The sequence below is a fragment of the Sporosarcina aquimarina genome (genome assembly GCF_023715615.1).
Classification (GTDB): domain Bacteria; phylum Bacillota; class Bacilli; order Bacillales_A; family Planococcaceae; genus Sporosarcina; species Sporosarcina aquimarina_A.
Map to the genome: position 1 here is coordinate 49,415 of NZ_JAMBOM010000009.1, position 21,414 is coordinate 70,828.

The following is a 21,414-nucleotide window of genomic DNA, read 5'->3' on the forward strand; positions in this document are numbered from 1 at the left end:
AAACATTAAAATTTTTAATGAGAGTACAGTTTTTCTGCGAAATCGATACAATCTTTACACACCTCACCATAGCTAAATTATCAGAAGTTCGATAAAATGAAGTAATCGATAAGGGTACAGGAGGAATTGCAGTGGCTGAACAGAAGAAGACATTTTATATTACAACACCGATTTATTATCCAAGTGGTAAATTTCATATTGGTACGGCATATACCACCGTGGCATCTGATGCAATGGCGCGTTACAAACGACTCCGTGGATACGACGTACGCTTCTTAACGGGAATGGACGAGCATGGACAAAAAATCCAAGAAAAAGCAGAAGAAGCAGGCCGTCCTCCTCAAGAATACGTCAATGACATCGCTGACTACGCCAAGCGTATATGGAAGCTAATGGATATTACGTATGATGACTTCATCCAAACGACGGAGGAGCGACATAAAAAGACCGTCCAAAAGATTTTCCAAAAGTTTCTCGATAATGGGGATATCTATAAGGGGGAATACGAAGGATGGAAATGTATTCCGTGTGAATCGTATTTCACTGAAGCTCAGTTAGTAGACGGCAATTGTCCAGATTGTGGTCGTCCGGTAGAACGTGTAGCTGAAGAATCGTATTTCTTTAATATGAAGAAGTATTCCGATCGTCTCCTTCAATATTATGAAGATCACCCAGGGTTCATTGAGCCGGAATCTCGTAAAAACGAAATGATTAATAACTTCATTAAACCGGGTCTTGAAGACTTATCCGTATCCAGGGTGTCCTTCGACTGGGGGATTAAAGTGCCTGGAGATCCGAAGCATGTTATTTACGTATGGGTGGATGCGTTAACCAACTACATTACGTCACTTGGATACTTGTCAGATGACGATTCACTATTTAATAAGTACTGGCCAGCTGACGTTCAAGTGGTGGGGAAAGATATCGTTCGATTCCATACGATTTACTGGCCGATTTTCTTGATGGCATTAGACTTACCGCTACCGAAGAAGGTATTTGCACACGGATTCATCATGATGAAAGACGGTAAAATGTCCAAGTCTAAAGGAAATGTCGTCTATCCAGATATGCTTGTAGAACGTTATGGTCTAGACGCGACTCGTTACTTCCTATTACGTGAGCTACCGTTCGGTCAGGATGGAACGTTTTCTCCAGAATCATTCGTTGAACGAACGAATTATGATTTAGCGAATGACTTAGGAAACTTGTTGAACCGTTCAGTTTCTATGATAAACAAATATTTTAATGGTGTGGTGCCTGTTGAACTCACAGAGCCAACGGAGTTTGACGAAAGTCTTCAATCCGCAATGACATCTACTGTGCAAAAGTATGAAGAGTCTCTTGAGAAAATGCAGTTCAGTATTGTGCTTTCCGAGCTATGGTCACTCGTATCCCGAACGAATAAATATATTGACGAAACGTCACCTTGGGTTCTTGCAAAAGAAGAGGCAGATCGCGGAAAGCTTGCCTCTGTAATGGTTCACTTAGCACAGTCACTACACCATATCGCAGTGATGTTACAACCATTCATGACCGAGTCACCGAAAAAAATTATAGAGCAGCTCGGTTTAGACGAATCCAAATTGGCATGGGACACGTTAGGCGATTTCAATACTATTCCAGAAAACACGAAAGTTATTGAAAAGGGAGTACCAATTTTCCCTAGACTGGATAACGAAGTTGAAATTCAATACATTAAAGAACAAATGGCGATTACCGCTCCTAAAGAAGCAGAAAAAGAAGAGCCTAAAGAAGAAACAACGGTGGAGGAATCCCCTGAAATTACAATTGATGCATTCAATGCCATCGATTTGAGAATTGCAACGGTAACTGCATGTGAAAAAATACCAAAAGCGGACAAATTATTGAAGTTGCAAGTCGACTTAGGTTATGAGCAGCGACAAGTAGTTTCAGGTATTGCTGAACATTACGATCCAGACCAATTGGTTGGACAAAAAGTAATTGTGGTAGCTAATTTAAAGCCCGTTAAATTGCGGGGCGAATTGTCTCAAGGGATGATATTAGCTGGTACGTCAGACGGAGTGTTAAAACTCGCTACAGCAGACGCATCTCTTGCAAATGGATCGCGTGTAAAATAATATAGGACAGCGGCTTTCTTCGGAGAGCCGCTGTTGTCTTTTGTTTGTAATCGTTTTGTAATGTAACTGCGATGTTTGTGTAAAGACAGGAAAGTACACTATAACTTATGTGAGGCGAATGAGATGTTAATAGACACACATGTCCATTTAAATGATAAACAGTATGAACCAGACATAGACCAAGTGATTCAGCGCGCACTTAACGCAGGTGTTGAGCGAATGGTGGTCGTCGGATTTGACCGCCCCACTATTATCAGAGCAATGGAGCTTACTGAAAAACATAGCTTTATATATGCGGTGGTCGGTTGGCATCCGGTCGATGCAATCGATTGTACCGAAGAGGATTTAAAATGGATTGAAGAGTTAGCGGCACATCCGAAAGTTGTTGGGATCGGAGAAACTGGACTCGACTATCATTGGGATAAGTCACCGAAAGAGGTTCAGCAAGAACTGTTTCGAAAGCAAATACGACTTGCGAAAAAAGTGGATTTGCCGATTATTATTCATAATCGAGATGCAACAGCAGATGTCGTACAAATCTTGCAAGAAGAAGAAGCCGGAACCACGGGTGGCATTATGCACTGCTTTAGTGGAAGTGTAGAAACTGCCAAACAATGCATAGATATGAACTTTATGATTTCTCTCGGAGGCCCGGTGACATTTAAAAATGCTAAGATGCCGAAACAAGTTGCGACTGAAATTCCACTCGAGTATTTACTTGTAGAAACAGACGCGCCGTATCTTGCACCCCATCCACATCGTGGTAAAAGAAACGAACCTGCATATGTCGCACTTGTTGCAGAACAAATCGCAGAACTAAAAGGAATATCACTCAAAGAGGTAGCTCGAATTACCACTCAAAATGCTATGAAATTATTTGCCATCGACTGACTTGATTTGCCGGGAGAATCACCCATTCATTGAAGATAGGTGACTTCCGGCATTCCTATGCGGGAAAGTTAGAACGGTTGACAGCATGAAATTGAGCCTATATAATCAGCCGAGTGAATAAGGAGGAGATTTTTTTCATGACGAAACGTACCATGGGAAACGGATTCTTTCAATCACTGAGGATACAAAAAATCGTAGCTGGCACAGCGATACTAGCGATTTTTATAACTGTTCTTTCTCTAGCTTTCTATGAAGGCACGAAGAAAAACATCACGCTTGAAGCGGGTGGCGAAACAGTAGAATTTAAAACACACGCGAAAACAGTTAAAGATGTACTGGCGCAGCGTGATATAGAAATTGGGTCTCACGACGTAATTTCACCCTCAGCAACAACGTCCATCAAAGATGGAATGACGATTGATTGGAAAAAGGCAAAACCCGTTGCAATAAATATGAATAACGACTCTACAACGATTTGGACAACTAAGTCTACAGTGCAAGCCATCCTGGATGAAGCGGGTGTAGAACTGGCAGATCATGATTCAGTTGAACCAAGCTTAGAGAGTAAAGTTGGCAATTCAGGTGAAATCTCGATTGACAAAGCGTTTCAAGTGACGCTTAAAGACGGTGAAAAGTCTACAAAAGTGTGGTCTACTTCGACTACGGTCGCTGACTTTTTAAAGAACGAGAACATTCAACTAGGTGAGTTGGATCGATTGGAAAGTGATAAGGAGCAGTTGCTGCTACCGAAGTCTGTTGTCTCAATTGTTCGTGTGGAAAAGGTCACCGATGTAGTGGAAGAGCCGACGGATTTCGACGTAAAAACACGTACTGACGATAATTTACTAAAAGGACGAAAAAAGGTTGTCCGAGAAGGTGAAAACGGGAAAGTCAGAAAGAGATTCGAAATCGTCAAAGAGAACGGAAAAGAAGTATCACGTAAGCTTATTCGTGAACACGTTGTCGCGCATCCAAAAACTCAAGTAGTCTCTGTAGGTTCTAAAGTCGCGCTTGCAAGTGCGACACCGCAATCTTCTACTGTGAAGACAAGTGTTTCACGTGGAAATGGAAGCGAGTCTGGCAAAGTGATGTATATGAATGCAACTGCTTATACAGCACATTGCACGGGTTGTAGTGGAATTACGGCTACTGGCATTAACTTAGCTGCTAACCCCAACTTGAAAGTCATAGCGGTAGATCCAAGTGTCATTCCACTTGGTTCAAAGGTATGGGTTGAGGGCTACGGTTACGCAATTGCAGGAGATACAGGTGGTGCTATAAAAGGCAATCGAATCGATTTGCACGTACCTAATGATGCTGCTGCTAAAAAGTTCGGCAGACGGCAAGTAAAGATAAAAGTATTAAAGTGATAGTACTCCACACAGTCTATAGAGGTAGGTCCAACAATCCGCATGGCTTGAAACTAGCCATGCGGATTGTTGTGGTATTTACGTATTCTGTACAATAAGGGGCACAGCCGTTAGAATTGAAGAAGACTTATTTTCAGGAAAGAGGAGTACAGTGGATATAAAAGAAGTTATCGTCGTGGAAGGAAAGTCCGACACGATTGCCATAAAGCGGGCAACTGGTGCAGATACCATCGAAACTAATGGCTCAGCAGTCGGTCAAGAAGCCCTAACTAAAATTCGTCATGCTCAAGAAACACGTGGAGTCATTGTATTTACGGATCCAGACTATCCAGGTAGAAGAATTCGAGCAATTATCGAACAACAAATTCCAGAAGTTAAGCATGCCTTCTTAACGAGGGAGCGTGCGATTGCGAAAAACGGAAAAAAAGTTGGTATTGAGCATGCCACGGATGAGGACATTAGAAAAGCTCTCCAAGCTGTCTACACAGTTGACACAACTATAATAGAAGAAACCCCGCGCGAATTACTAATTGAAGCACGTTTAATTGGGCATCCTGAAGCTAAAAAGCGACGTGATCGTTTAAGTGAGCTTCTGCAAATTGGTCAAGTGAATGGTAAAGGGCTCCAAAAACGGCTTACTATGTTTCGAATAAGTGAAACTGTGCTCATGCAGGCACTTTTAAGGATAGACGAGGAGGAACAAAAATGGTGAAAGACATTGCAACCCCCGCAAGGACAAAGGAAATACTGGAGAAGCACGGGTTTTCCTTTAAAAAAAGTTTGGGACAGAACTTTTTGATCGACCCGAATATTTTAAAAAACATTATACATCATGCAGATATCGATAAGCGATCGGGCGTCATCGAAATTGGACCGGGAATTGGTGCACTCACGGAGCATATTGCACGTGCAGCAGGTAAAGTTGTTGCCTATGAAATAGATGATCGTTTGCTACCGGTTTTAGAAGACACTCTTTCTCCCTATTCAAACGTCACAGTCATTCATCAAGACATACTAGACGTCGATTTACATGCAGCTTTGGAAGAACAATTCTCAGATGTTGAAGAAGTAACCGTCGTCGCAAACCTCCCTTACTACGTCACGACACCAATTATTATGAAGTTTTTGATGGGCAAGGTACCCATTGAGCGAATGGTCATTATGATGCAGCACGAGGTAGCCGACCGTATCACTGCTGTTCCAGGTACCAAAGCGTATGGATCCCTCTCAATTGCGATTCAATATTATATGGATGCAGAGGTCTCCATGGTTGTCCCAAGAACGGTATTCATGCCACAGCCAAACGTAGAGTCTGCTGTCCTTCGTTTGTCGAGGAAAGCACACCCACCCGCTTCGGTTATTAATGAGGAATTTCTATTTCAAGTGGCAAGAGGATCGTTCGTGCAAAGACGAAAGACCATCTTAAATAACTTACAAACATCTCTTCCTCAAGGAAAGGCGAAGAAGGAAGCAATTATAGCTGCGCTCACCGAAGCAGGAATAGATCCAGTCAGAAGAGGAGAAACTCTTTCTATTGAAGAATTCGCAAACCTGTCGAATGCTTTGTATGAGGAGTTTTGTAGTATCGAAAAGTAAAGTATCCTGGAGTTATGACTATTTTAAGAAAAAAAGAATGTCGAAAGATGAAAAAATGCTATAAAAGGATTGACAAAGAGGATTTCAACCTGTTAAAATTTAAATTTTAATTGACAGAACTTTTTAACTGTGTTATGATAATACACAGTGAGGTGGAAGCGACGTGCCAAAAACATTAGCGGACATTAAAAAGTCATTGGATGCTCACTTAGGAAAACGTCTGCACCTTCGTGCAAACGGCGGTCGTAAAAAAACGATCGAAAGAGCTGGAATCCTTCGTGACACGTATCGTGCGGTATTTGTAGTGGAACTTGATCAGGACGAAAATGCGTTTGAACGGGTATCATACAGCTATGCGGATATTTTAACTGAGGCAGTTGAAATAACGATACTGGACGGTGGAGACACCACAGCGTTTGAGATTAAATAGCACTTTTATCATTTTTGATTTATTTTTAGACAAAACACCTCCCACTTTCCATTGAAAGTGGGAGGTGTTTTTTTGTGGTTCATGTTCATACTACATTTGTCAGCCAAGAAGGAGGAAACCTAAATGGCGAGAAGAAACGGAGTAATGTCTGAGCAACTTAAAGAAGAGATTGCAAAAGAACTTGGATTTTACGATGTGGTTCAACGTGAAGGTTGGGGAGGCATCAAGTCTCGCGATGCAGGCAACATGGTGAAGCGTGCAATTGAGATGGCAGGACAAGGAATGGTGGATAAAGATCGACCGCAATAAAGTTCATTGGACCTTGTACGACCCAAATCCAACGTATGGCTGACAAAAGAGGCTGTTGCTCTGCACACTATGTGCCTTGCACAGCCCTTTTTTTGTATTCAACCATTGTTTTTTTATCGAATCTAGGCACTTTTAAACCCTCCTATGGTAAAATAGTGAGCAATGAAGTTTGAATGGAGGCAGCCAGATGAGTATGGTATCTGAAAAAGCGCCAGCTAAAATTAATTTAACGCTCGATGTCTTACAAAAACGTCCGGATGGTTTTCACGAAGTTGAAATGATCATGACAACAGTGGACCTTGCTGATCGTATTTGGTTAAAGCCTTTAGATCGTGGTATTACAATCCGTTCTTCTGAACGGTTTGTCCCGAATGATAAACGCAACCTGGCGTGGCAAGCGGCAGATATTTTGCGGAAAAAATTTGATATCCGGAGTGGTGTGGAAATTACTCTCGATAAAAACATTCCGGTCGCTGCAGGCTTAGCGGGTGGTAGCTCCGATGCAGCTGCCACCTTAAGAGGATTAAATAGATTGTGGAATCTTGGGCTCTCATTGGACGAGTTAGCGGTGCTTGGTGCAAGTATTGGTTCGGACATCCCGTTTTGTGTATATGGGGGGACAGCACTTGCTTCCGGACGCGGTGAACAAATTCAACACTTACCCGTTCCACCAAACTGCTGGGTTGTGTTAGCAAAACCACCTATCTCAGTATCGACTGCAGATATTTATGGAGGACTGGACATTCGAGGTATTCAGCATCCTGATACTGCGGGCATGATGCAGGCACTCGATTCAGCCGATTATGAAACGATGTGCAAGAAGGTAGGCAATGCATTAGAGCCGGTCACGATGCGTTTGCATCCCCAAGTAAGCGTACTAAAAGATCAAATGTTGAAGTTTGGAGCGGACACAGTACTGATGAGTGGAAGTGGTCCTACGGTGTTCGGACTCGTTCAACATGAATCCCAGGTTGCCCGTATTTACAACGGACTAAAAGGATTCTGTCCTGAAGTGTATGCAGTACGAATGATGGGGGAACGGATCAACCTTGCTTGAAAACGGACAATTGTGATAGTCTGAAGTTATAATATTCGGGTTTTAGGAGTTGTTGGATATGAAATGGAAGAGGAGTGAACGTCTCGTTGAGATGACACGCCATTTGTTGGAGAACCCTCATCAACTCATTCCGCTAACGGTTTTCTCAGAACGTTTTCAGGCCGCAAAATCGTCAATTAGTGAAGACCTGACAATTATCAAAGAGACATTTGAAGAAAGTGGAACTGGAAAACTGTTAACAGTTTCTGGAGCTGCTGGTGGGGTGAAATATATACCGTTGATGTCTGATCGAGCAGTGCGGGAGGTAATCGCACAAATGATCGAAGAATTGAGTCACTCTGACCGGTTATTACCCGGAGGATACTTGTATTTGACTGATTTGCTGGGCAATCCTCAGCTGATGGACAAGGTAGGGCGAGTGTTTGCCTCAGCTTTCTCGAATCACAACATTGACGTTATTATGACAGTAGCAACGAAGGGAATCCCAATCGCCCAAGCGATTGCCCGTCATTTGAATGTTCCTGTTGTGATAGTGCGAAGAGACAGTAAAGTGACAGAAGGATCGACCGTCAGTATAAATTACGTTTCTGGATCGACCCGAAGAATTCAAACAATGGTGTTGTCCAAGCGTAGCATGAAAAGTGGGCAGCGAGTCTTATTGACGGATGATTTCATGAAGGCTGGAGGAACGATGCTCGGTATGCGCCACTTGGTTGAAGAGTTTGACTGTGAACTGGCAGGTGCTGCCGTTCTTGTTGAGTCTGAACACACAGAAGAGGTCCTTGTCGAAAACTATCGTTCACTCGTAAAGTTGTGTAAAGTGAACGAGCGAAATCGAACAATTGAACTGGAAGAAGGAAACTACTTTTTGGAAGGTGGAGATGAAAGATGAATTATGTAGCGACTGATCAAGCTCCGAAAGCGATTGGACCTTATGCACAAGCAGTGAAGGTGAATGGTTTAGTGTACACGTCTGGGCAAATTCCGTTGCGAACAGATGGAGAAATCGCAGGAGCAACGATTGAAGAGCAAACGAACCAAGTATTTGAAAACTTGAAAGCAGTGCTTGCAGAAGCGAACTCATCTCTAACTCAAGTGGTCAAAGCTACGGTCTTCATTAAAGACATGAACGAGTTTGGCGCACTTAACGAAGTGTATGCAAAACACTTTGGAGATCATACGCCAGCGCGTTCAACAGTAGAAGTGGCACGACTTCCTAAAGATGTAAAAGTTGAGATTGAAGTTGTTGCAGTTACAGCAGATTAACACAAAACGTTCCTTTAACGGGACGTTTTTTTAATTGGAATCAATTTTAAATTATCCGAAAAATTTAAAATTGAAAAAAGGGATTTTAAAAGATTTGTAGAAAGGTTACAGCATACAGTTTTCAAGAAAGGGGAATGGGAACGAGTATGCAAGTTACTAATGTTCGCTTACGAAAGATAGAGACCAATGGAAGAATGCGTGCAATCGCTTCAATTACATTTGACGAGGAATTTGTTGTGCATGACATACGAATTATTGAAGGAAATGACGGCTTGTTTGTTGCGATGCCAAGCAAACGAACGCCGGACGGTGAGTTCCGAGATGTAGCACACCCTATCAATCCTGCATCACGGACGAAGATTCAGGATGCTGTTTTAAATGCATATTTTGCAGATGAGAAAGAACCAGCTTTAGAAGAAGTACCTGTTTAAAAGACAAATTGTCGAAGAATTGTCACAGAGCCGCCGCTATTTTGCGTAGCGGCTCTTTCCGCGCGATTTCGGCTAACGTTAAATAGAAAAAGACATCAATAATAGAATATTGACCTCAACTTGTCAAGTAGGAATAGTTGAAAAATCACACCTACTCAGCTATAGTCATATATGAAAAAATAGATGGAGGACGACTCATGACACATACATATGCAATTGTTTTGGCAGCTGGTCAAGGCACACGCATGAAGTCCAATTTATATAAAGTGCTTCACCCTGTCTGTGGTAAACCTATGGTGGAACACGTGATTGATCACGTAAAAGGTATAGGAGCAGACCGAGTAGTAACTGTTGTTGGCCATGGAGCGGAGCTCGTTGAAGAGACGCTAGGTCAAAAAAGTGAATATGTGCTTCAAGCTGAGCAACTTGGGACGGCACATGCAGTTCAGCAAGCAGAAGACTTACTAGGTGAGTTGGAAGGCACTACACTCGTTATTTGTGGGGATACACCGCTAATCCGTTCTGAAACAATGGAGGCTCTTGTGAGTAAACACAAAGAACTTGGTGCGAAAGCGACTATTCTTACTGCAATTGCAGATAATCCTACCGGATATGGACGAATTATCCGGGGCGAACAAGGACAAGTCCTTCGCAATGTGGAGCAAAAGGATGCAACACCTGCAGAACAAGCAGTCACTGAGATTAATACTGGGACGTATTGTTTTGATAACCGCGCTCTTTTTGAAGCACTCAAGAAAGTGAAGAATGACAATGCACAAGGTGAATACTACTTACCGGATGTAATGGGCATACTTCAATCTGAAGGTGCACTAATCGGCGCACATGTATCAGATGATTTCAGTGAGACTCTAGGTGTCAATGATCGAGTGGTGCTTGCGCAAGCGGAGGCTGTCATGCGTCACCGTATCGCTGAAAAGCACATGCGTAATGGAGTGACCATCATTGCCCCTGAAACAACTGTGATTAGTGCAGATGCGGTCATTGGTCGCGATACTGTCATTCAACCAGGTACGATTATTGAAGGTCACAGTAAGATCGGTGAAGAATGTAACATTGGACCGAATAGCCACATTGTCGACAGTGAAATCAGTAATCGGACTTCGATTCATTCATCTGTGGTCAAGTTGAGCAAAATTGGATCGGAGACGACAGTTGGCCCGTTCGCCCATATTCGCCCAGATACAGATCTTGGAGATCGTGTGAAAGTTGGTAACTTTGTCGAGATTAAGAAATCATCGTTTGGACAAGGAAGTAAAGTTTCCCATCTCAGCTATATCGGAGATGCTGAAGTAGGTTCTGCCGTCAATATTGGTTGCGGGTCTATTACAGTAAACTACGATGGTAAAAACAAATACAAAACAACTATTGAAGATGAAGCATTCATCGGTTGTAACTCGAATTTAGTAGCACCTGTCACAGTAGGAAAAGGCTCTTTTGTTGCTGCAGGTTCAACGGTTACTAAGGATGTACCACAAGATGCACTTGCAATTGCACGAGCTCGCCAGGAGAATAAAGAAGGATATGCAACAAAACTAAATTCTAAACGATAAAACAGGAGGTCCATCATGGGCAATGAATATCCGAATCACAAACTGAAACTTTTTACGTTGAACGCAAACGAACCTTTAGCGAAAGAGGTAGCTGATGTAATTGGACGACCACTCGGCGAATGCTCAGTAAAGCGTTTCAGTGATGGAGAAGTTCAAATTAATATCGAAGAAAGCATTCGGGGCTGTGATGTTTTCGTAATTCAATCGACATCGAATCCTGTTAATGACAACTTAATGGAGCTCCTTATTATGATTGACGCATTGCGTCGAGCATCTGCACGGACGATTAACGTTGTTATGCCCTACTATGGTTACGCTCGTCAGGATCGTAAAGCTCGTTCACGTGAGCCGATTACAGCGAAACTCGTTGCCAACTTGCTTGAAAAAGCTGGAGCGGATCGCGTAATTGCAATGGATCTTCATGCACCACAGATTCAAGGATTCTTCGATATTCCTATTGATCACTTGGTTGCAGTACCTTTGTTATCCGATTACTTCAAGAACCAGGGATTCAAGGGTGACGATATCGTTATCGTATCTCCAGATCATGGGGGAGTGACACGAGCTCGTAAAATGGCGGACCGTTTGAAAGCTCCAATTGCAATTATCGACAAACGCCGACCGAAGCCAAATGTCAGTGAAGTGATGAACATTGTTGGGCAAGTAGAGGGTAAAATTGCAATTCTGATCGATGATATCATTGACACAGCAGGTACAATCACTGCAGGTGCAAATGCGATTATTGAAAGTGGTGCTAAAGAAGTGTACGCATGTTGCACACACCCAGTATTGTCTGGGCCAGCTATTCAACGCATTAATGATTCAAAGATTAAAGAATTGGTCATTACTAACACGATTGAACTTCCAGAAGACAAAAATTCACCAAAAATTAAGCAACTATCTGTTGCAAAACTTATGGCTGATGCAATTGTGCGTGTCTTTGAAGAAAAGTCAGTCAGCACTCTATTCGACTAATCCGACAACATAGCTAGTTGTGGATGTGCATGAAATGTTTTGGAACGTCTTGTAACGGGTATTTACTGTGTAGGAAAACTTTTATATAAAAAGGGGACTAAACATATGAGTACAGCATTACAGTCAAAAAAACGAGAAACTGCACCACAATCAGCATTGCGTCAATTACGCCATGAAGGAAAAGTTCCTTCTGTCGTATATGGTTTTAAAACAGAGTCAACTTCTATCACTGTGGAGGAACGAGACCTCATTAAAACGATTCAAGAACATGGTCGTAATGGGGCGTTTAAATTGGATGTTGATGGTAAGAAAGTAGATGTCATCTTAAGTGACTTTCAGGCTGATGTATTAACAGGGAAAGTCGAGCATGCTGACTTTTTAGCAATCAACATGTCTGAAGAACTTGAAGTAGACGTTACAATCCACCTTTCAGGAGAGTCAGTTGGTGAGAAAGCTGGCGGAGTTGTTCAGCAGCCACTTTGGGAAGTGAAAGTGAAAGCGAAGCCTTCTGAAATTCCAGAGCACATTGATGTAGATGTATCTAAATTGGATATCGGTGAAGCTATTCAAATCTCAGACTTACGTGCAGGCTCGAAATATGAAATCCTTAACGAAGACGAAGAAACGGTTGTTCTCATTTCTGCTCCACGAACAGCTGAAGAACTAGAGGCGCTCGATGAAGGTACTACTAGTGAAACTGCAGACCCTGAAGTAGTAAACGAGAAAGACGAAGACCAAGAATAATCACCAAGAGCGCACGGCAACCCGTGCGCTTGTTTTTTCGTTTGTCAATTTTATCGAAAGAAAGAGAGTAATTAGATGAAAATGATAATTGGGCTCGGGAATCCGGGCAAACAATATGCGTCGACCCGTCATAATGTCGGATTTCAAGCAATCGATTTATTGGCAGAGCAGCTAAATGCACCAGCTATGCAAACAAAATTCAATGGAATGATCACCACAGTTCATGTAGGAACGGAAAAAGTCATGCTTGTAAAACCATTAACGTATATGAACCTATCCGGCGAATGCGTGCGTCCTCTTTTGGACTACTACGAAATAGATGATGACGAGATTGTCGTCATTTATGATGATTTAGACCTGGCACCTGGAAAGTTACGTCTTCGTGCAAAAGGCGGTGCGGGCGGACATAACGGCATGAAATCATTGATTGCTCATATAGGAACAAACGAATTCAACCGAATCCGTGTTGGTGTTGGTAGACCGGATGGACCTATCAGTGTAGCAGATTATGTACTTAGCGCATTCAGCAAAGACGAACAGCCGCTCATTCAGAAGGCGGTGGAAAGAAGCGCATCCGCCTGTCGAGCATGGTTAGAACGTCCGTTTCTTGAAATAATGAACGAATATAATGGAGCTTAAGCATAAGTCATCCCAACCATGCCTATACTTGTACAAAAAGAGAGGCGGTCTACTGGGTGATTTCTTATCGTTGTAAACATTGCCAAACGGAAATCGGTTCGATTCCGTTCGCATCCGTCGAGGAAACAATCCGCGACTTGTTAAAGGCAGATGAAACGAACGAGGAGCGCTTTGTCGAAATATCTCATCATGGCGGGCTGGAAGTTCGTTGTATTTGCGAACAGTGTGAGCGCGTGATGCATGCGTCTCCAGATTATTACACAGTTGAAAAGTGGCTTCAATGAGAAGCCTGGCTTTGGCACCTCTTCAAGGGTGTGCAAAGCTTTTTGTGCTTATGCATTTCAGGGAGAAAGGGACGGATTCGAATGGATTCTCTAGTAAACTATTACGAAACGACTTCGGAAATTGAGCGGTTGACGAGCGAACTCAAACAAGGACGAGATCGTCAATTGCTGACTGGGTTGACGGGCGGTGCAAAAACGCTTCTATTCCAAGCACTACAAAAAGATACGAGCCGTCCAATGCTCATCGTCTCGCCGAATATGCTACAGGCACAGCGTACATATGAAGACCTTGTCAAGCTGTTGGGCGAAACCCAAGTCCATTTATACCCTGCAGAAGAGTTAGTTGCGGCTGACTTTGCTTTTGCAAGTTTTGAACTACGCGCAGGACGAATTGACACACTCAATCATTTGGCAAAACACCGTGAGGGCATTTATATCACGCCTGTAGCGGGTCTGAAAAAAATTGTCCCTTCCAAGGAACGGTGGGAAAGCAGCACGTTATCTGCGGCAGTCGGTGATTCGATTCAAACAGAAGACTGGCTGCAACGTTTGATAAGTATGGGATATTCCCGACAGGATATGGTCACAGCGCCGGGTGAATTTGCCCTCCGTGGCGGGATTTTAGACGTCTATCCTCTCACTATGGAAGACCCCGTCCGTGTAGAGTTGTTTGATACAGATATCGATTCCATTCGTACGTTTTCAGCTGAAGATCAACGCTCTACTGGAAAACTGGACAAACTGACTCTTTTACCTGCGACTGAATTCACTTGGTCTGACGAGGATCTCCGGCAGATTGCAGACAAGCTTGAAGGTTCTCTTTCAAAAAGTTTAAAGAAAGTGAAAGATGAGCTTGTAAAAGAGAAGTTACTGCTTTCTATCTCAGCAGATATAGAGCTGATGAGGACTGGAATTCAGCCAGAGAATATGGTGAAGTACGCTGGATTTGCTGGAGACCAAGTAGCGGAACTTGGGAGTTATTTGCCTGAAAATGCGCTTGTCATATTTGATGAAATTAATCGCATACAAGAAACAGCAGCAACACTTGAAAAAGACGAAGAAGAATGGCGCATGTCTTTGTTGGAAGAAGGAAAAATCGTTCATGATGCCAAACTTTCTGTGTCATTCATCGAAGCCCATGCAGCATTAAACACAAAAACTATATACATGTCTTTATTCACAAGAAGTTTGCCTGGAATTGCGGTGAAAGAAATTATCTCCTTTTCATGTAAACCGATGCAGCAATTTCATGGTCAAATGAATTTGTTGAAATCAGAAATGGAACGTTGGCATCAAAATCAGTTTAATGTTTTCATCCTTGCTGAAGGGAAAGAACGTGTCGATCAGGTCCACTCTATTTTGAGCGATTATGATATAGATGCGACAGAGAACGGGGTTGCGACTAAAGAGGGAATGATAACGGTAGTGGACGGAAGTCTGCATGCAGGCTTTGAACTTCCGTTGCATCGTCTTGCAGTTCTTACGGACGGGGAGCTATTTAAAGGAAAACCTAAACGGAAAACACGTCCACAAAAAGCATCGAATGCAGAACGTATTAAAAATTATTCGGAGATCCAACCCGGTGACTACATTGTTCACGTCAATCACGGTATTGGTAAGTATTATGGAGTCGTCACATTAGAAGTCAGTGGAATCAGTAAAGACTACCTCGATATTCGGTACCGTGGAGAAGACAAGTTGTTTGTCCCTGCGGATCAAATCGATTTAATCCAAAAATATGTGGCCTCTGGTGATAAGGAACCGAAACTTCATAAACTAGGCGGCGCAGAATGGAAAAAGACGAAAACGAAAGTCACTGCTGCAGTTAAAGATATTGCCGATGATCTCATTAAGCTGTATGCCGAACGTGAAGCACAAAAAGGGTATGCCTTTTCAGAGGATGATGACCTTCAACGTTCGTTTGAAAATGCTTTTCCTTATGAGGAAACCGAAGATCAGCTCCGCTCGATTGTTGAAGTAAAGCGAGATATGGAAAAAGAGCGTCCGATGGATCGGTTGTTATGTGGAGACGTAGGATATGGAAAGACGGAAGTGGCGATTCGTGCCGCATTTAAAGCGGTTTCAGACGGCAAACAAGTTGCATTTCTTGTACCAACGACTATCTTAGCGCAACAACACTACGAGACTATGAAGGCCAGATTTGCAGATTTCCCGCTAGAAGTATCGTTGTTAAATCGTTTCCGTCCCAAGAAACAACAAACCGAAACGAAAAAAGGACTTAAAAATGGAACAATCGACGTAGTAGTTGGAACCCACCGACTACTTTCTAAAGATGTGGCCTATCAAGATCTAGGACTACTTATTGTCGATGAAGAGCAGCGTTTCGGTGTTACACATAAAGAAAAACTGAAACAGTTAAAGACGAATGTCGATGTCTTAACGTTAACCGCCACTCCTATTCCGCGGACATTGCACATGTCAATGATCGGTGTACGAGATTTGTCCATTATCGAAACCCCACCTGCAAACCGTTTTCCGGTGCAGACGTACGTCATGGAAAATAACCTTGCGTTAACACGTGAAGCGATAGAACGTGAGATGTCTCGAGGGGGACAGGTTTTCTATTTGTATAACCGTGTGGAAGATATGGCGAAAAAGGTGGATGAAATTCGACAACTTGTCCCTGAAGCGCGCGTTGGATTTGCTCATGGTCAAATGGGAGAAGCTGCGTTAGAAGAGGTCATTCTTAGTTTCCTCGAGGGGGAATATGATGTTCTCGTTACTACCACGATAATTGAAACGGGAATTGATATCCCAAACGTGAATACGTTGCTGGTTCATAACGCAGATCGAATGGGTCTCTCTCAGTTGTATCAGCTCAGAGGTCGCGTTGGACGTTCGAATCGGGTGGCGTATGCGTATTTCCTATATGAACGAGACAAAGTCCTAACAGAAGTTGCTGAAAATCGCCTTCAAGCAATTAAGGAGTTTACGGAACTAGGATCTGGTTTTAAAATTGCGATGCGCGATTTATCTATTCGAGGAGCGGGAAATTTACTTGGCTCCCAGCAACATGGGTTCATCGACTCTGTCGGGTTTGACTTGTACTCACAAATGCTTCAAGACGCGGTTGAGGAGAAACAAACGGGTATCTCCAAAGAAGACCGTCCGGATCTGGAGATCTCGCTCCCCATCAACGCTTATTTACCTGATACGTATATTAAAGATGGCTATCAAAAAATCCAAATGTATAAACGTGTCAAAGCTATTGAGGTGGAAGAAGACTTTAATGAGTTGTGGGATGAAATGACGGATCGATTTGGCGATCTCCCATTTGAAGCGGAATTGCTCCTTCGAGTTGGTCGGATTAAAGCTTGGGGGAAAGCTGCAGGCGTTGTTTCGATTAAAAAACGGCAAACCGTCATCGAGATTCGCTTTTCACCTGAAGGAACTGCAAAAGTAGACGGAGCAAAACTTGTATCAGAGACGCTTAGTTTCGGTCGTGCAGTCGGTTTTACGATGGACAATGGAAGTTTGCTTATTACGATTGATGATCGACGACTTGGACAACAAACTGAATTTGATATATTGGAAGCAATTATGCGACTTTTGCAAGATGCATCCAAGGAAACAACTGAAGTTGATGCCGAATAGAGCCACCCCTGCATAAAATGCCCATGTATGAACCATACTGAAACCGTAGCGCGGATTTCATATGGAAAGTGAGGCATCATGCATGAAGGCAACCGGTATCGTCCGCAGAATCGATGACTTAGGAAGAGTGGTCATCCCGAAAGAGATTAGACGAACACTTCGGATACGAGAAGGAGATCCACTCGAAATTTTTACGGATCGTGATGGGGAAGTCATTTTGAAGAAATATTCCCCGATTTCAGAGCTCGGGCAGTTTGCAGTAGAATATGCAGAGACCCTATATCAAACACTCGGTACTCCGACGCTTATAAGTGATCGGGATGAAGTGATTGCTGTAGCGGGACTTGCGAAAAAAGACTACATGAATCGTCAAATTACTGCCGACGCAGAAGAAATGTTAACAAAACGTACAATGATCACTGAAAAGATGGAGAAAACCGTTGAATGGGTTCCTGGGCAAACGGAACAAGTAAAATCGTATTGTGTTACTCCGATTGTCGTAAACGGTGATACGATTGGAGCCATTTACCTCCTTTCAAAAGTTCATTTCATTGGTGAAGCAGAACAGAAAACTGCAGAAACCGCAGCTCTATTTTTGTCCAAACAGATGGAGCAGTAACACACCTGCACAACCTGAGAACATCGGGATGTGCAGGTTTTTTTGTGCGTATCATGTCATGCTGTCGTTTTAGGCTTCGAATGGTATAATGGACTCCATCTACAAGACGAAAGAGGATTCAGTATGGCAGCATCAGAATGGAATATGAAAACATTCATGAAAGGTGCTTCGATCTTAACGATATCTGCACTAATTGTGAAACTGCTTGGGGCTGTCTATCGTGTACCTTTTCAAAACTTGGTCGGGGACAAGGGGTTTTATATTTACCAACAAGTGTATCCTTTTATCGGCATATTCATCATCTGGACAACGTATGGAGCCGCAGTTGTAATCTCCAAGTTATTGGCGAGTACACAAATCCCAGAAGAACGGCGTGCCATTTTAAAGTTATCTTTTGTATATTTAGGTGTGCTGAGTATTATTGCTTTTATCACTCTTTTTACGGGTGCGTCCTGGATAGCTAATTTGATGGGGGATCCTGAGTTAGCGCCCCTGTTACAAACTGGCGCATATGTACTGCTCGTCATGCCGTTTCTAGCGGTATATAAAGGAACCTTTCAATCCCGTGGAGAAATGGTACCGATAGCTGTGTCTGGTGTCGGGGAGCAAGGAATCCGTGTTGCGATTATTCTTATTGGCACATGGATAGCGGTTCAATCAGGCGCATCGCTATACGAAACTGGAACGATAGCCGTTTGGGGGGCTGTCATTGGTCAAACAGCGGGTGTTGTACTGCTTTTTTTATGGAGCCGAAAGTCGGTAAAAGCACCAGCAATCGCATTTCCTATTGATAAACGAAAAATAATTAAAGAGCTCACACTGATCAGCTTAAGTGTCAGTGCGAGCTCACTTATTTTACTGCTGTATCAGATGGCAGATGCGTTTACGGTTTTGAATTTATTATCAAATTCAGGTGTTCATGAAGAAATTGCTATGACAGCAAAAGGTGTTTACGATCGTGGGCAACCCCTCGTTCAGCTCGGTAGCCTCATTGCTACAACACTTGCAATGGCAATCGTTCCACTCATTTCATACCATACGACAATGTCTGGCGGTCGCAGTGCTTGGCCGTTTGTTCGTTTGACCTTCCGGGTTGCAATTTTGTTCGGGTGGGCAGCAGCAGTAGGACTCGCAGCTCTATTACCACAAGTAAACGTGTTGTTATTTGAAACAAATGAAGGATCATTTGCACTTGCTGTGTTTTGCGTACAGATATTCTGGCTGTCACTAGTGTTGCCGTTATGCGCAATTTTGCAAGGGGCGGGTTTAGGAAAAGTACCAGCATGGTTACTGCTTGTTGGACTCGCTGTGAAAATCATCGCGAATGTCCTGCTCGTTCCCCAATTTGGAATAACAGGAGCTGCATTCGCTGGAAACATTGGATTTGCTGTGACTGCAGCAGGGTTGATCGTCTACTTTAAACGCAAGTGGCCAGAGCGGCTAGCCCCCGGACGTTTTTACGGCTGGATTTTACTAGCAACGGTCGCCATGGTTGGTGTGGTCGAGTTGTGGTTATGGATTAGTAGCAACTTCACTCAAGGTGAAAGCGCGAGGATTGCTGCGGCACTGTCTGCATTTCCTGCCGTGGTCTTAGGGGCAATGGTGTTCCTTATAATTATTATGAAATCTCGCGTCCTTGCAGAAAAGGACTGGTACTTACTACCTTTTGGGAAGCGTTTGGCACGAGGACAATTATTATTGACGAAAAAGAGAAGGTGATAGCATGTATCCAATTACGATTGTAGGACTTGGTTCTGGTGAACTGGATCAGTTGTCCGTGGGAGTTTATCGGAAACTAAAGACTGCACAAACACTCCTTGTTCGCACGGATCTGCATCCAGCTGTGGACGAATTGAAGGCAGAAGGCGTACAAATGACGAGTTTTGACCGTGTGTATGAGTCTCATGATGCGTTTGAAGCGGTCTATGATGAAATTGTAGAGAATTTACTGCAGATGGCGGGAGAAAAGCCAGTAACTTATGCAGTGCCTGGTCATCCGCTTGTTGCGGAGCGTACGGTGCAACTGCTGATTGAGCGTGAAAAAGCCGGCCAAGCAGTACTCGAAATAGCTGGGGGGAATAGCTTTTTAGATCCTATTTTTGCAGCGCTTCGAATTGATCCGATTGAAGGGTTTCAATTAGTAGATGGCACCGAATTGAGGCAAGACGATATACAAATGCGTCAGCACGTGCTGATTGGCCAAGTGTATGATGCGTTTGTTGCATCTGATGTCAAGTTAACACTCCTTGAAAAGTATGCAGTGGATCATCCAGTTACGATTGTAACTGCTGCAGGTACGTCTGCTGAAGAAGTGCGTACCGTGCCACTTGTTGAATTGGACCGAGAAACACGTATTGATAATTTAACGACGGTATATGTGCCACCCGTTGTTGAACAGACGGATCGTTTGAAAGAATGGCAGACATTCCGCGAGATTATCGCAAAACTACGAAGTCCTGAAGGGTGTCCATGGGATCGTGAGCAGACACACGAATCGTTGAAGCGATACATGATTGAAGAAGCACACGAAGTGTTGGACGCGATTGACCGTGAAGATGATAATGATCTGATTGAAGAATTAGGCGATGTGCTGTTGCAAGTATTCTTGCATGCGCAGATCGGCGAGGATGATGGATACTTCACGATAGAGGACATTTTGCAGGCGGTTGGCGATAAGATGATTCGCAGACACCCACATGTCTTTGGGGAAATTGAAGTGACGGATTCTGATGAAGTCTTGAAAAACTGGCAAGACATTAAGAGTGAAGAAAAGCCCAAGAGGAATTCGTTGCTGGATGGACAAGCATTGTCCAGTTCGTCGCTGCTGACATCGTTCAACTATCAAAAAGCTGCTGCACGAGTCGGCTTTGACTGGCCGGATGTTGAGGGTGCATTTGATAAGTTTGAAGAGGAATGGCAAGAATTCAAAGACGAAGTGGTAGGTGGAACTCAGGACTCACGGACAGACGAGTTGGGGGATGTCTTTTTCACACTCGTGAACATTGCACGATTCTTAAAGTTGTCTCCAGAAGAAGCGATGCAACACGCCAATCAGAAATTTAATCATCGTTTTTCATATATTGAGCGTTCTGTAGCAGCAGGTCGCGGGTCGTTTGACGATTATACGGTGGACGAACTTGAAGAATTTTGGCAACAAGCAAAACGGATAGGGGGAAACTAGAATGAGACTCGATAAATTTCTAAAGGTATCACGGTTAATCAAACGTAGAACTCTTGCGAAACAAGTAGCTGACCAAGGTCGGATTACAATTGATGGAAAAGTAGCAAAAGCATCGTCAGACGTTGCTCCGGGCAATGAACTTGCGATTCGCTTCGGCCAAAAGATCGTTACAGTCAAAGTGAACGAGTTGAAGGCATCTACAAAAAAAGAGGATGCAGCGATGATGTATACGATTGTGAAAGAGGAAAAACTTGAAAAAGTGGATCCGGAGTTTGTGGATGACGAAGATTAATTGGACATGACAGGAAACTTCCTGTCATGTTTTTTGTTGTACGTG

The 21,414-nt window shown here is 43.2% G+C and carries 21 protein-coding genes; all 21 read left to right on the forward strand.

Going from position 1 to position 21,414, the window contains the following annotated elements:
- The first annotated feature begins 131 nt into the window (after positions 1–131).
- The 21 genes from metG to M3197_RS16125 all read left to right on the forward strand — a co-directional run bounded on the left by metG (position 132) and on the right by M3197_RS16125 (position 21,369).
- Entirely contained in the window at positions 132–2,099 is a 1,968-nt protein-coding gene (metG, locus tag M3197_RS16025) for a methionine--tRNA ligase (protein ID WP_251662741.1), read from the forward strand.
- A 123-nt stretch (positions 2,100–2,222) separates the two neighbouring features.
- The gene (locus tag M3197_RS16030) at positions 2,223–2,990 is read left to right on the forward strand and encodes a TatD family hydrolase (RefSeq protein WP_251662743.1); all 768 of its coding nucleotides are present in this window, start codon (positions 2,223–2,225) and stop codon (positions 2,988–2,990) included.
- A 137-nt stretch (positions 2,991–3,127) separates the two neighbouring features.
- On the forward strand, positions 3,128–4,360 hold the full coding sequence (locus tag M3197_RS16035; protein ID WP_251662745.1) for a resuscitation-promoting factor: 1,233 nt from the start codon (positions 3,128–3,130) through the stop codon (positions 4,358–4,360).
- A 151-nt stretch (positions 4,361–4,511) separates the two neighbouring features.
- Positions 4,512–5,072 (forward strand): ribonuclease M5, encoded by a 561-nt coding sequence (rnmV, locus tag M3197_RS16040; RefSeq protein ID WP_251662748.1) that lies wholly within the window; start codon positions 4,512–4,514, stop codon positions 5,070–5,072.
- Positions 5,066–5,956 (forward strand): 16S rRNA (adenine(1518)-N(6)/adenine(1519)-N(6))-dimethyltransferase RsmA, encoded by an 891-nt coding sequence (gene rsmA / locus M3197_RS16045; protein ID WP_285851441.1) that lies wholly within the window; start codon positions 5,066–5,068, stop codon positions 5,954–5,956. The genes rnmV and rsmA overlap by 7 nt, the downstream gene beginning before the upstream one ends.
- A gap of 163 nt (positions 5,957–6,119) precedes the next feature.
- Positions 6,120–6,386 carry a biofilm formation stimulator Veg gene (veg, locus tag M3197_RS16050; protein ID WP_025783693.1) on the forward strand — a complete coding sequence of 89 codons (267 nt, stop codon included), beginning with the start codon at positions 6,120–6,122 and terminating at the stop codon, positions 6,384–6,386.
- 123 nt (positions 6,387–6,509) lie between these two features.
- On the forward strand, positions 6,510–6,695 hold the full coding sequence (locus M3197_RS16055) for a small, acid-soluble spore protein, alpha/beta type (RefSeq protein WP_251662750.1): 186 nt from the start codon (positions 6,510–6,512) through the stop codon (positions 6,693–6,695).
- Between the two features lie 193 nt (positions 6,696–6,888).
- On the forward strand, positions 6,889–7,752 hold the full coding sequence (gene ispE, locus M3197_RS16060; protein ID WP_251662802.1) for a 4-(cytidine 5'-diphospho)-2-C-methyl-D-erythritol kinase: 864 nt from the start codon (positions 6,889–6,891) through the stop codon (positions 7,750–7,752).
- A 58-nt stretch (positions 7,753–7,810) separates the two neighbouring features.
- Positions 7,811–8,644 carry a pur operon repressor gene (gene purR, locus M3197_RS16065; RefSeq protein WP_025783699.1) on the forward strand — a complete coding sequence of 278 codons (834 nt, stop codon included), beginning with the start codon at positions 7,811–7,813 and terminating at the stop codon, positions 8,642–8,644.
- Complete coding sequence (locus tag M3197_RS16070) at positions 8,641–9,018, forward strand: RidA family protein (protein ID WP_251662751.1); 378 nt, start codon at positions 8,641–8,643, stop codon at positions 9,016–9,018. Before purR ends, M3197_RS16070 begins: the two co-directional genes overlap by 4 nt.
- Before the next feature lie 146 nt (positions 9,019–9,164).
- Positions 9,165–9,449 carry a septation regulator SpoVG gene (spoVG, locus tag M3197_RS16075; RefSeq protein WP_251662752.1) on the forward strand — a complete coding sequence of 95 codons (285 nt, stop codon included), beginning with the start codon at positions 9,165–9,167 and terminating at the stop codon, positions 9,447–9,449.
- Between the two features lie 197 nt (positions 9,450–9,646).
- Positions 9,647–11,020: a bifunctional UDP-N-acetylglucosamine diphosphorylase/glucosamine-1-phosphate N-acetyltransferase GlmU gene (glmU, locus tag M3197_RS16080; RefSeq protein WP_251662753.1), complete on the forward strand. Its 1,374-nt coding sequence runs from the start codon at positions 9,647–9,649 to the stop codon at positions 11,018–11,020.
- A gap of 15 nt (positions 11,021–11,035) precedes the next feature.
- Positions 11,036–11,995, forward strand: coding sequence for a ribose-phosphate diphosphokinase (locus tag M3197_RS16085; RefSeq protein WP_251662754.1), 960 nt, complete (start codon positions 11,036–11,038; stop codon positions 11,993–11,995).
- Positions 11,996–12,100: 105 nt separating this feature from the next.
- On the forward strand, positions 12,101–12,739 hold the full coding sequence (locus M3197_RS16090) for a 50S ribosomal protein L25/general stress protein Ctc (RefSeq protein WP_251662756.1): 639 nt from the start codon (positions 12,101–12,103) through the stop codon (positions 12,737–12,739).
- Positions 12,740–12,814: 75 nt separating this feature from the next.
- Entirely contained in the window at positions 12,815–13,378 is a 564-nt protein-coding gene (pth, locus tag M3197_RS16095) for an aminoacyl-tRNA hydrolase (protein ID WP_251662758.1), read from the forward strand.
- Positions 13,379–13,434: 56 nt separating this feature from the next.
- A complete protein-coding gene (locus M3197_RS16100) occupies positions 13,435–13,662 on the forward strand; it encodes an anti-sigma-F factor Fin (RefSeq protein WP_251662760.1) in 228 nt (75 codons plus the stop codon).
- Positions 13,663–13,743: 81 nt separating this feature from the next.
- A complete protein-coding gene (gene mfd, locus M3197_RS16105; RefSeq protein WP_251662762.1) occupies positions 13,744–17,277 on the forward strand; it encodes a transcription-repair coupling factor in 3,534 nt (1,177 codons plus the stop codon).
- Between the two features lie 82 nt (positions 17,278–17,359).
- Positions 17,360–17,896, forward strand: coding sequence for a stage V sporulation protein T (spoVT, locus tag M3197_RS16110; protein WP_251662764.1), 537 nt, complete (start codon positions 17,360–17,362; stop codon positions 17,894–17,896).
- 123 nt (positions 17,897–18,019) lie between these two features.
- Positions 18,020–19,615, forward strand: coding sequence for a putative polysaccharide biosynthesis protein (locus tag M3197_RS16115; protein WP_251662766.1), 1,596 nt, complete (start codon positions 18,020–18,022; stop codon positions 19,613–19,615).
- A 4-nt stretch (positions 19,616–19,619) separates the two neighbouring features.
- Positions 19,620–21,077 carry a bifunctional methyltransferase/pyrophosphohydrolase YabN gene (gene yabN, locus M3197_RS16120; protein ID WP_251662767.1) on the forward strand — a complete coding sequence of 486 codons (1,458 nt, stop codon included), beginning with the start codon at positions 19,620–19,622 and terminating at the stop codon, positions 21,075–21,077.
- A 1-nt stretch (position 21,078) separates the two neighbouring features.
- Positions 21,079–21,369: an RNA-binding S4 domain-containing protein gene (locus tag M3197_RS16125; RefSeq protein WP_025783712.1), complete on the forward strand. Its 291-nt coding sequence runs from the start codon at positions 21,079–21,081 to the stop codon at positions 21,367–21,369.
- Positions 21,370–21,414: the final 45 nt, after the last annotated feature.

What these genes read in the sequence shown, in the direction of transcription:
- M3197_RS16125 (WP_025783712.1), top strand. Translation starts at nt 21,079, where the DNA reads ATGAGACTCGATAAATTTCTAAAGGTATCACGGTTAATCAAACGTAGA.
- spoVT (WP_251662764.1), top strand. Translation starts at nt 17,360, where the DNA reads ATGAAGGCAACCGGTATCGTCCGCAGAATCGATGACTTAGGAAGAGTG.
- pth (WP_251662758.1), top strand. Translation starts at nt 12,815, where the DNA reads ATGAAAATGATAATTGGGCTCGGGAATCCGGGCAAACAATATGCGTCG.
- M3197_RS16090 (WP_251662756.1), top strand. Translation starts at nt 12,101, where the DNA reads ATGAGTACAGCATTACAGTCAAAAAAACGAGAAACTGCACCACAATCA.
- spoVG (WP_251662752.1), top strand. Translation starts at nt 9,165, where the DNA reads ATGCAAGTTACTAATGTTCGCTTACGAAAGATAGAGACCAATGGAAGA.
- M3197_RS16070 (WP_251662751.1), top strand. Translation starts at nt 8,641, where the DNA reads ATGAATTATGTAGCGACTGATCAAGCTCCGAAAGCGATTGGACCTTAT.
- M3197_RS16115 (WP_251662766.1), top strand. Translation starts at nt 18,020, where the DNA reads ATGGCAGCATCAGAATGGAATATGAAAACATTCATGAAAGGTGCTTCG.
- M3197_RS16055 (WP_251662750.1), top strand. Translation starts at nt 6,510, where the DNA reads ATGGCGAGAAGAAACGGAGTAATGTCTGAGCAACTTAAAGAAGAGATT.
- M3197_RS16085 (WP_251662754.1), top strand. Translation starts at nt 11,036, where the DNA reads ATGGGCAATGAATATCCGAATCACAAACTGAAACTTTTTACGTTGAAC.
- M3197_RS16035 (WP_251662745.1), top strand. Translation starts at nt 3,128, where the DNA reads ATGACGAAACGTACCATGGGAAACGGATTCTTTCAATCACTGAGGATA.
- M3197_RS16030 (WP_251662743.1), top strand. Translation starts at nt 2,223, where the DNA reads ATGTTAATAGACACACATGTCCATTTAAATGATAAACAGTATGAACCA.
- purR (WP_025783699.1), top strand. Translation starts at nt 7,811, where the DNA reads ATGAAATGGAAGAGGAGTGAACGTCTCGTTGAGATGACACGCCATTTG.
- mfd (WP_251662762.1), top strand. Translation starts at nt 13,744, where the DNA reads ATGGATTCTCTAGTAAACTATTACGAAACGACTTCGGAAATTGAGCGG.
- rsmA (WP_285851441.1), top strand. Translation starts at nt 5,066, where the DNA reads ATGGTGAAAGACATTGCAACCCCCGCAAGGACAAAGGAAATACTGGAG.
- yabN (WP_251662767.1), top strand. Translation starts at nt 19,620, where the DNA reads ATGTATCCAATTACGATTGTAGGACTTGGTTCTGGTGAACTGGATCAG.
- glmU (WP_251662753.1), top strand. Translation starts at nt 9,647, where the DNA reads ATGACACATACATATGCAATTGTTTTGGCAGCTGGTCAAGGCACACGC.
- ispE (WP_251662802.1), top strand. Translation starts at nt 6,889, where the DNA reads ATGGTATCTGAAAAAGCGCCAGCTAAAATTAATTTAACGCTCGATGTC.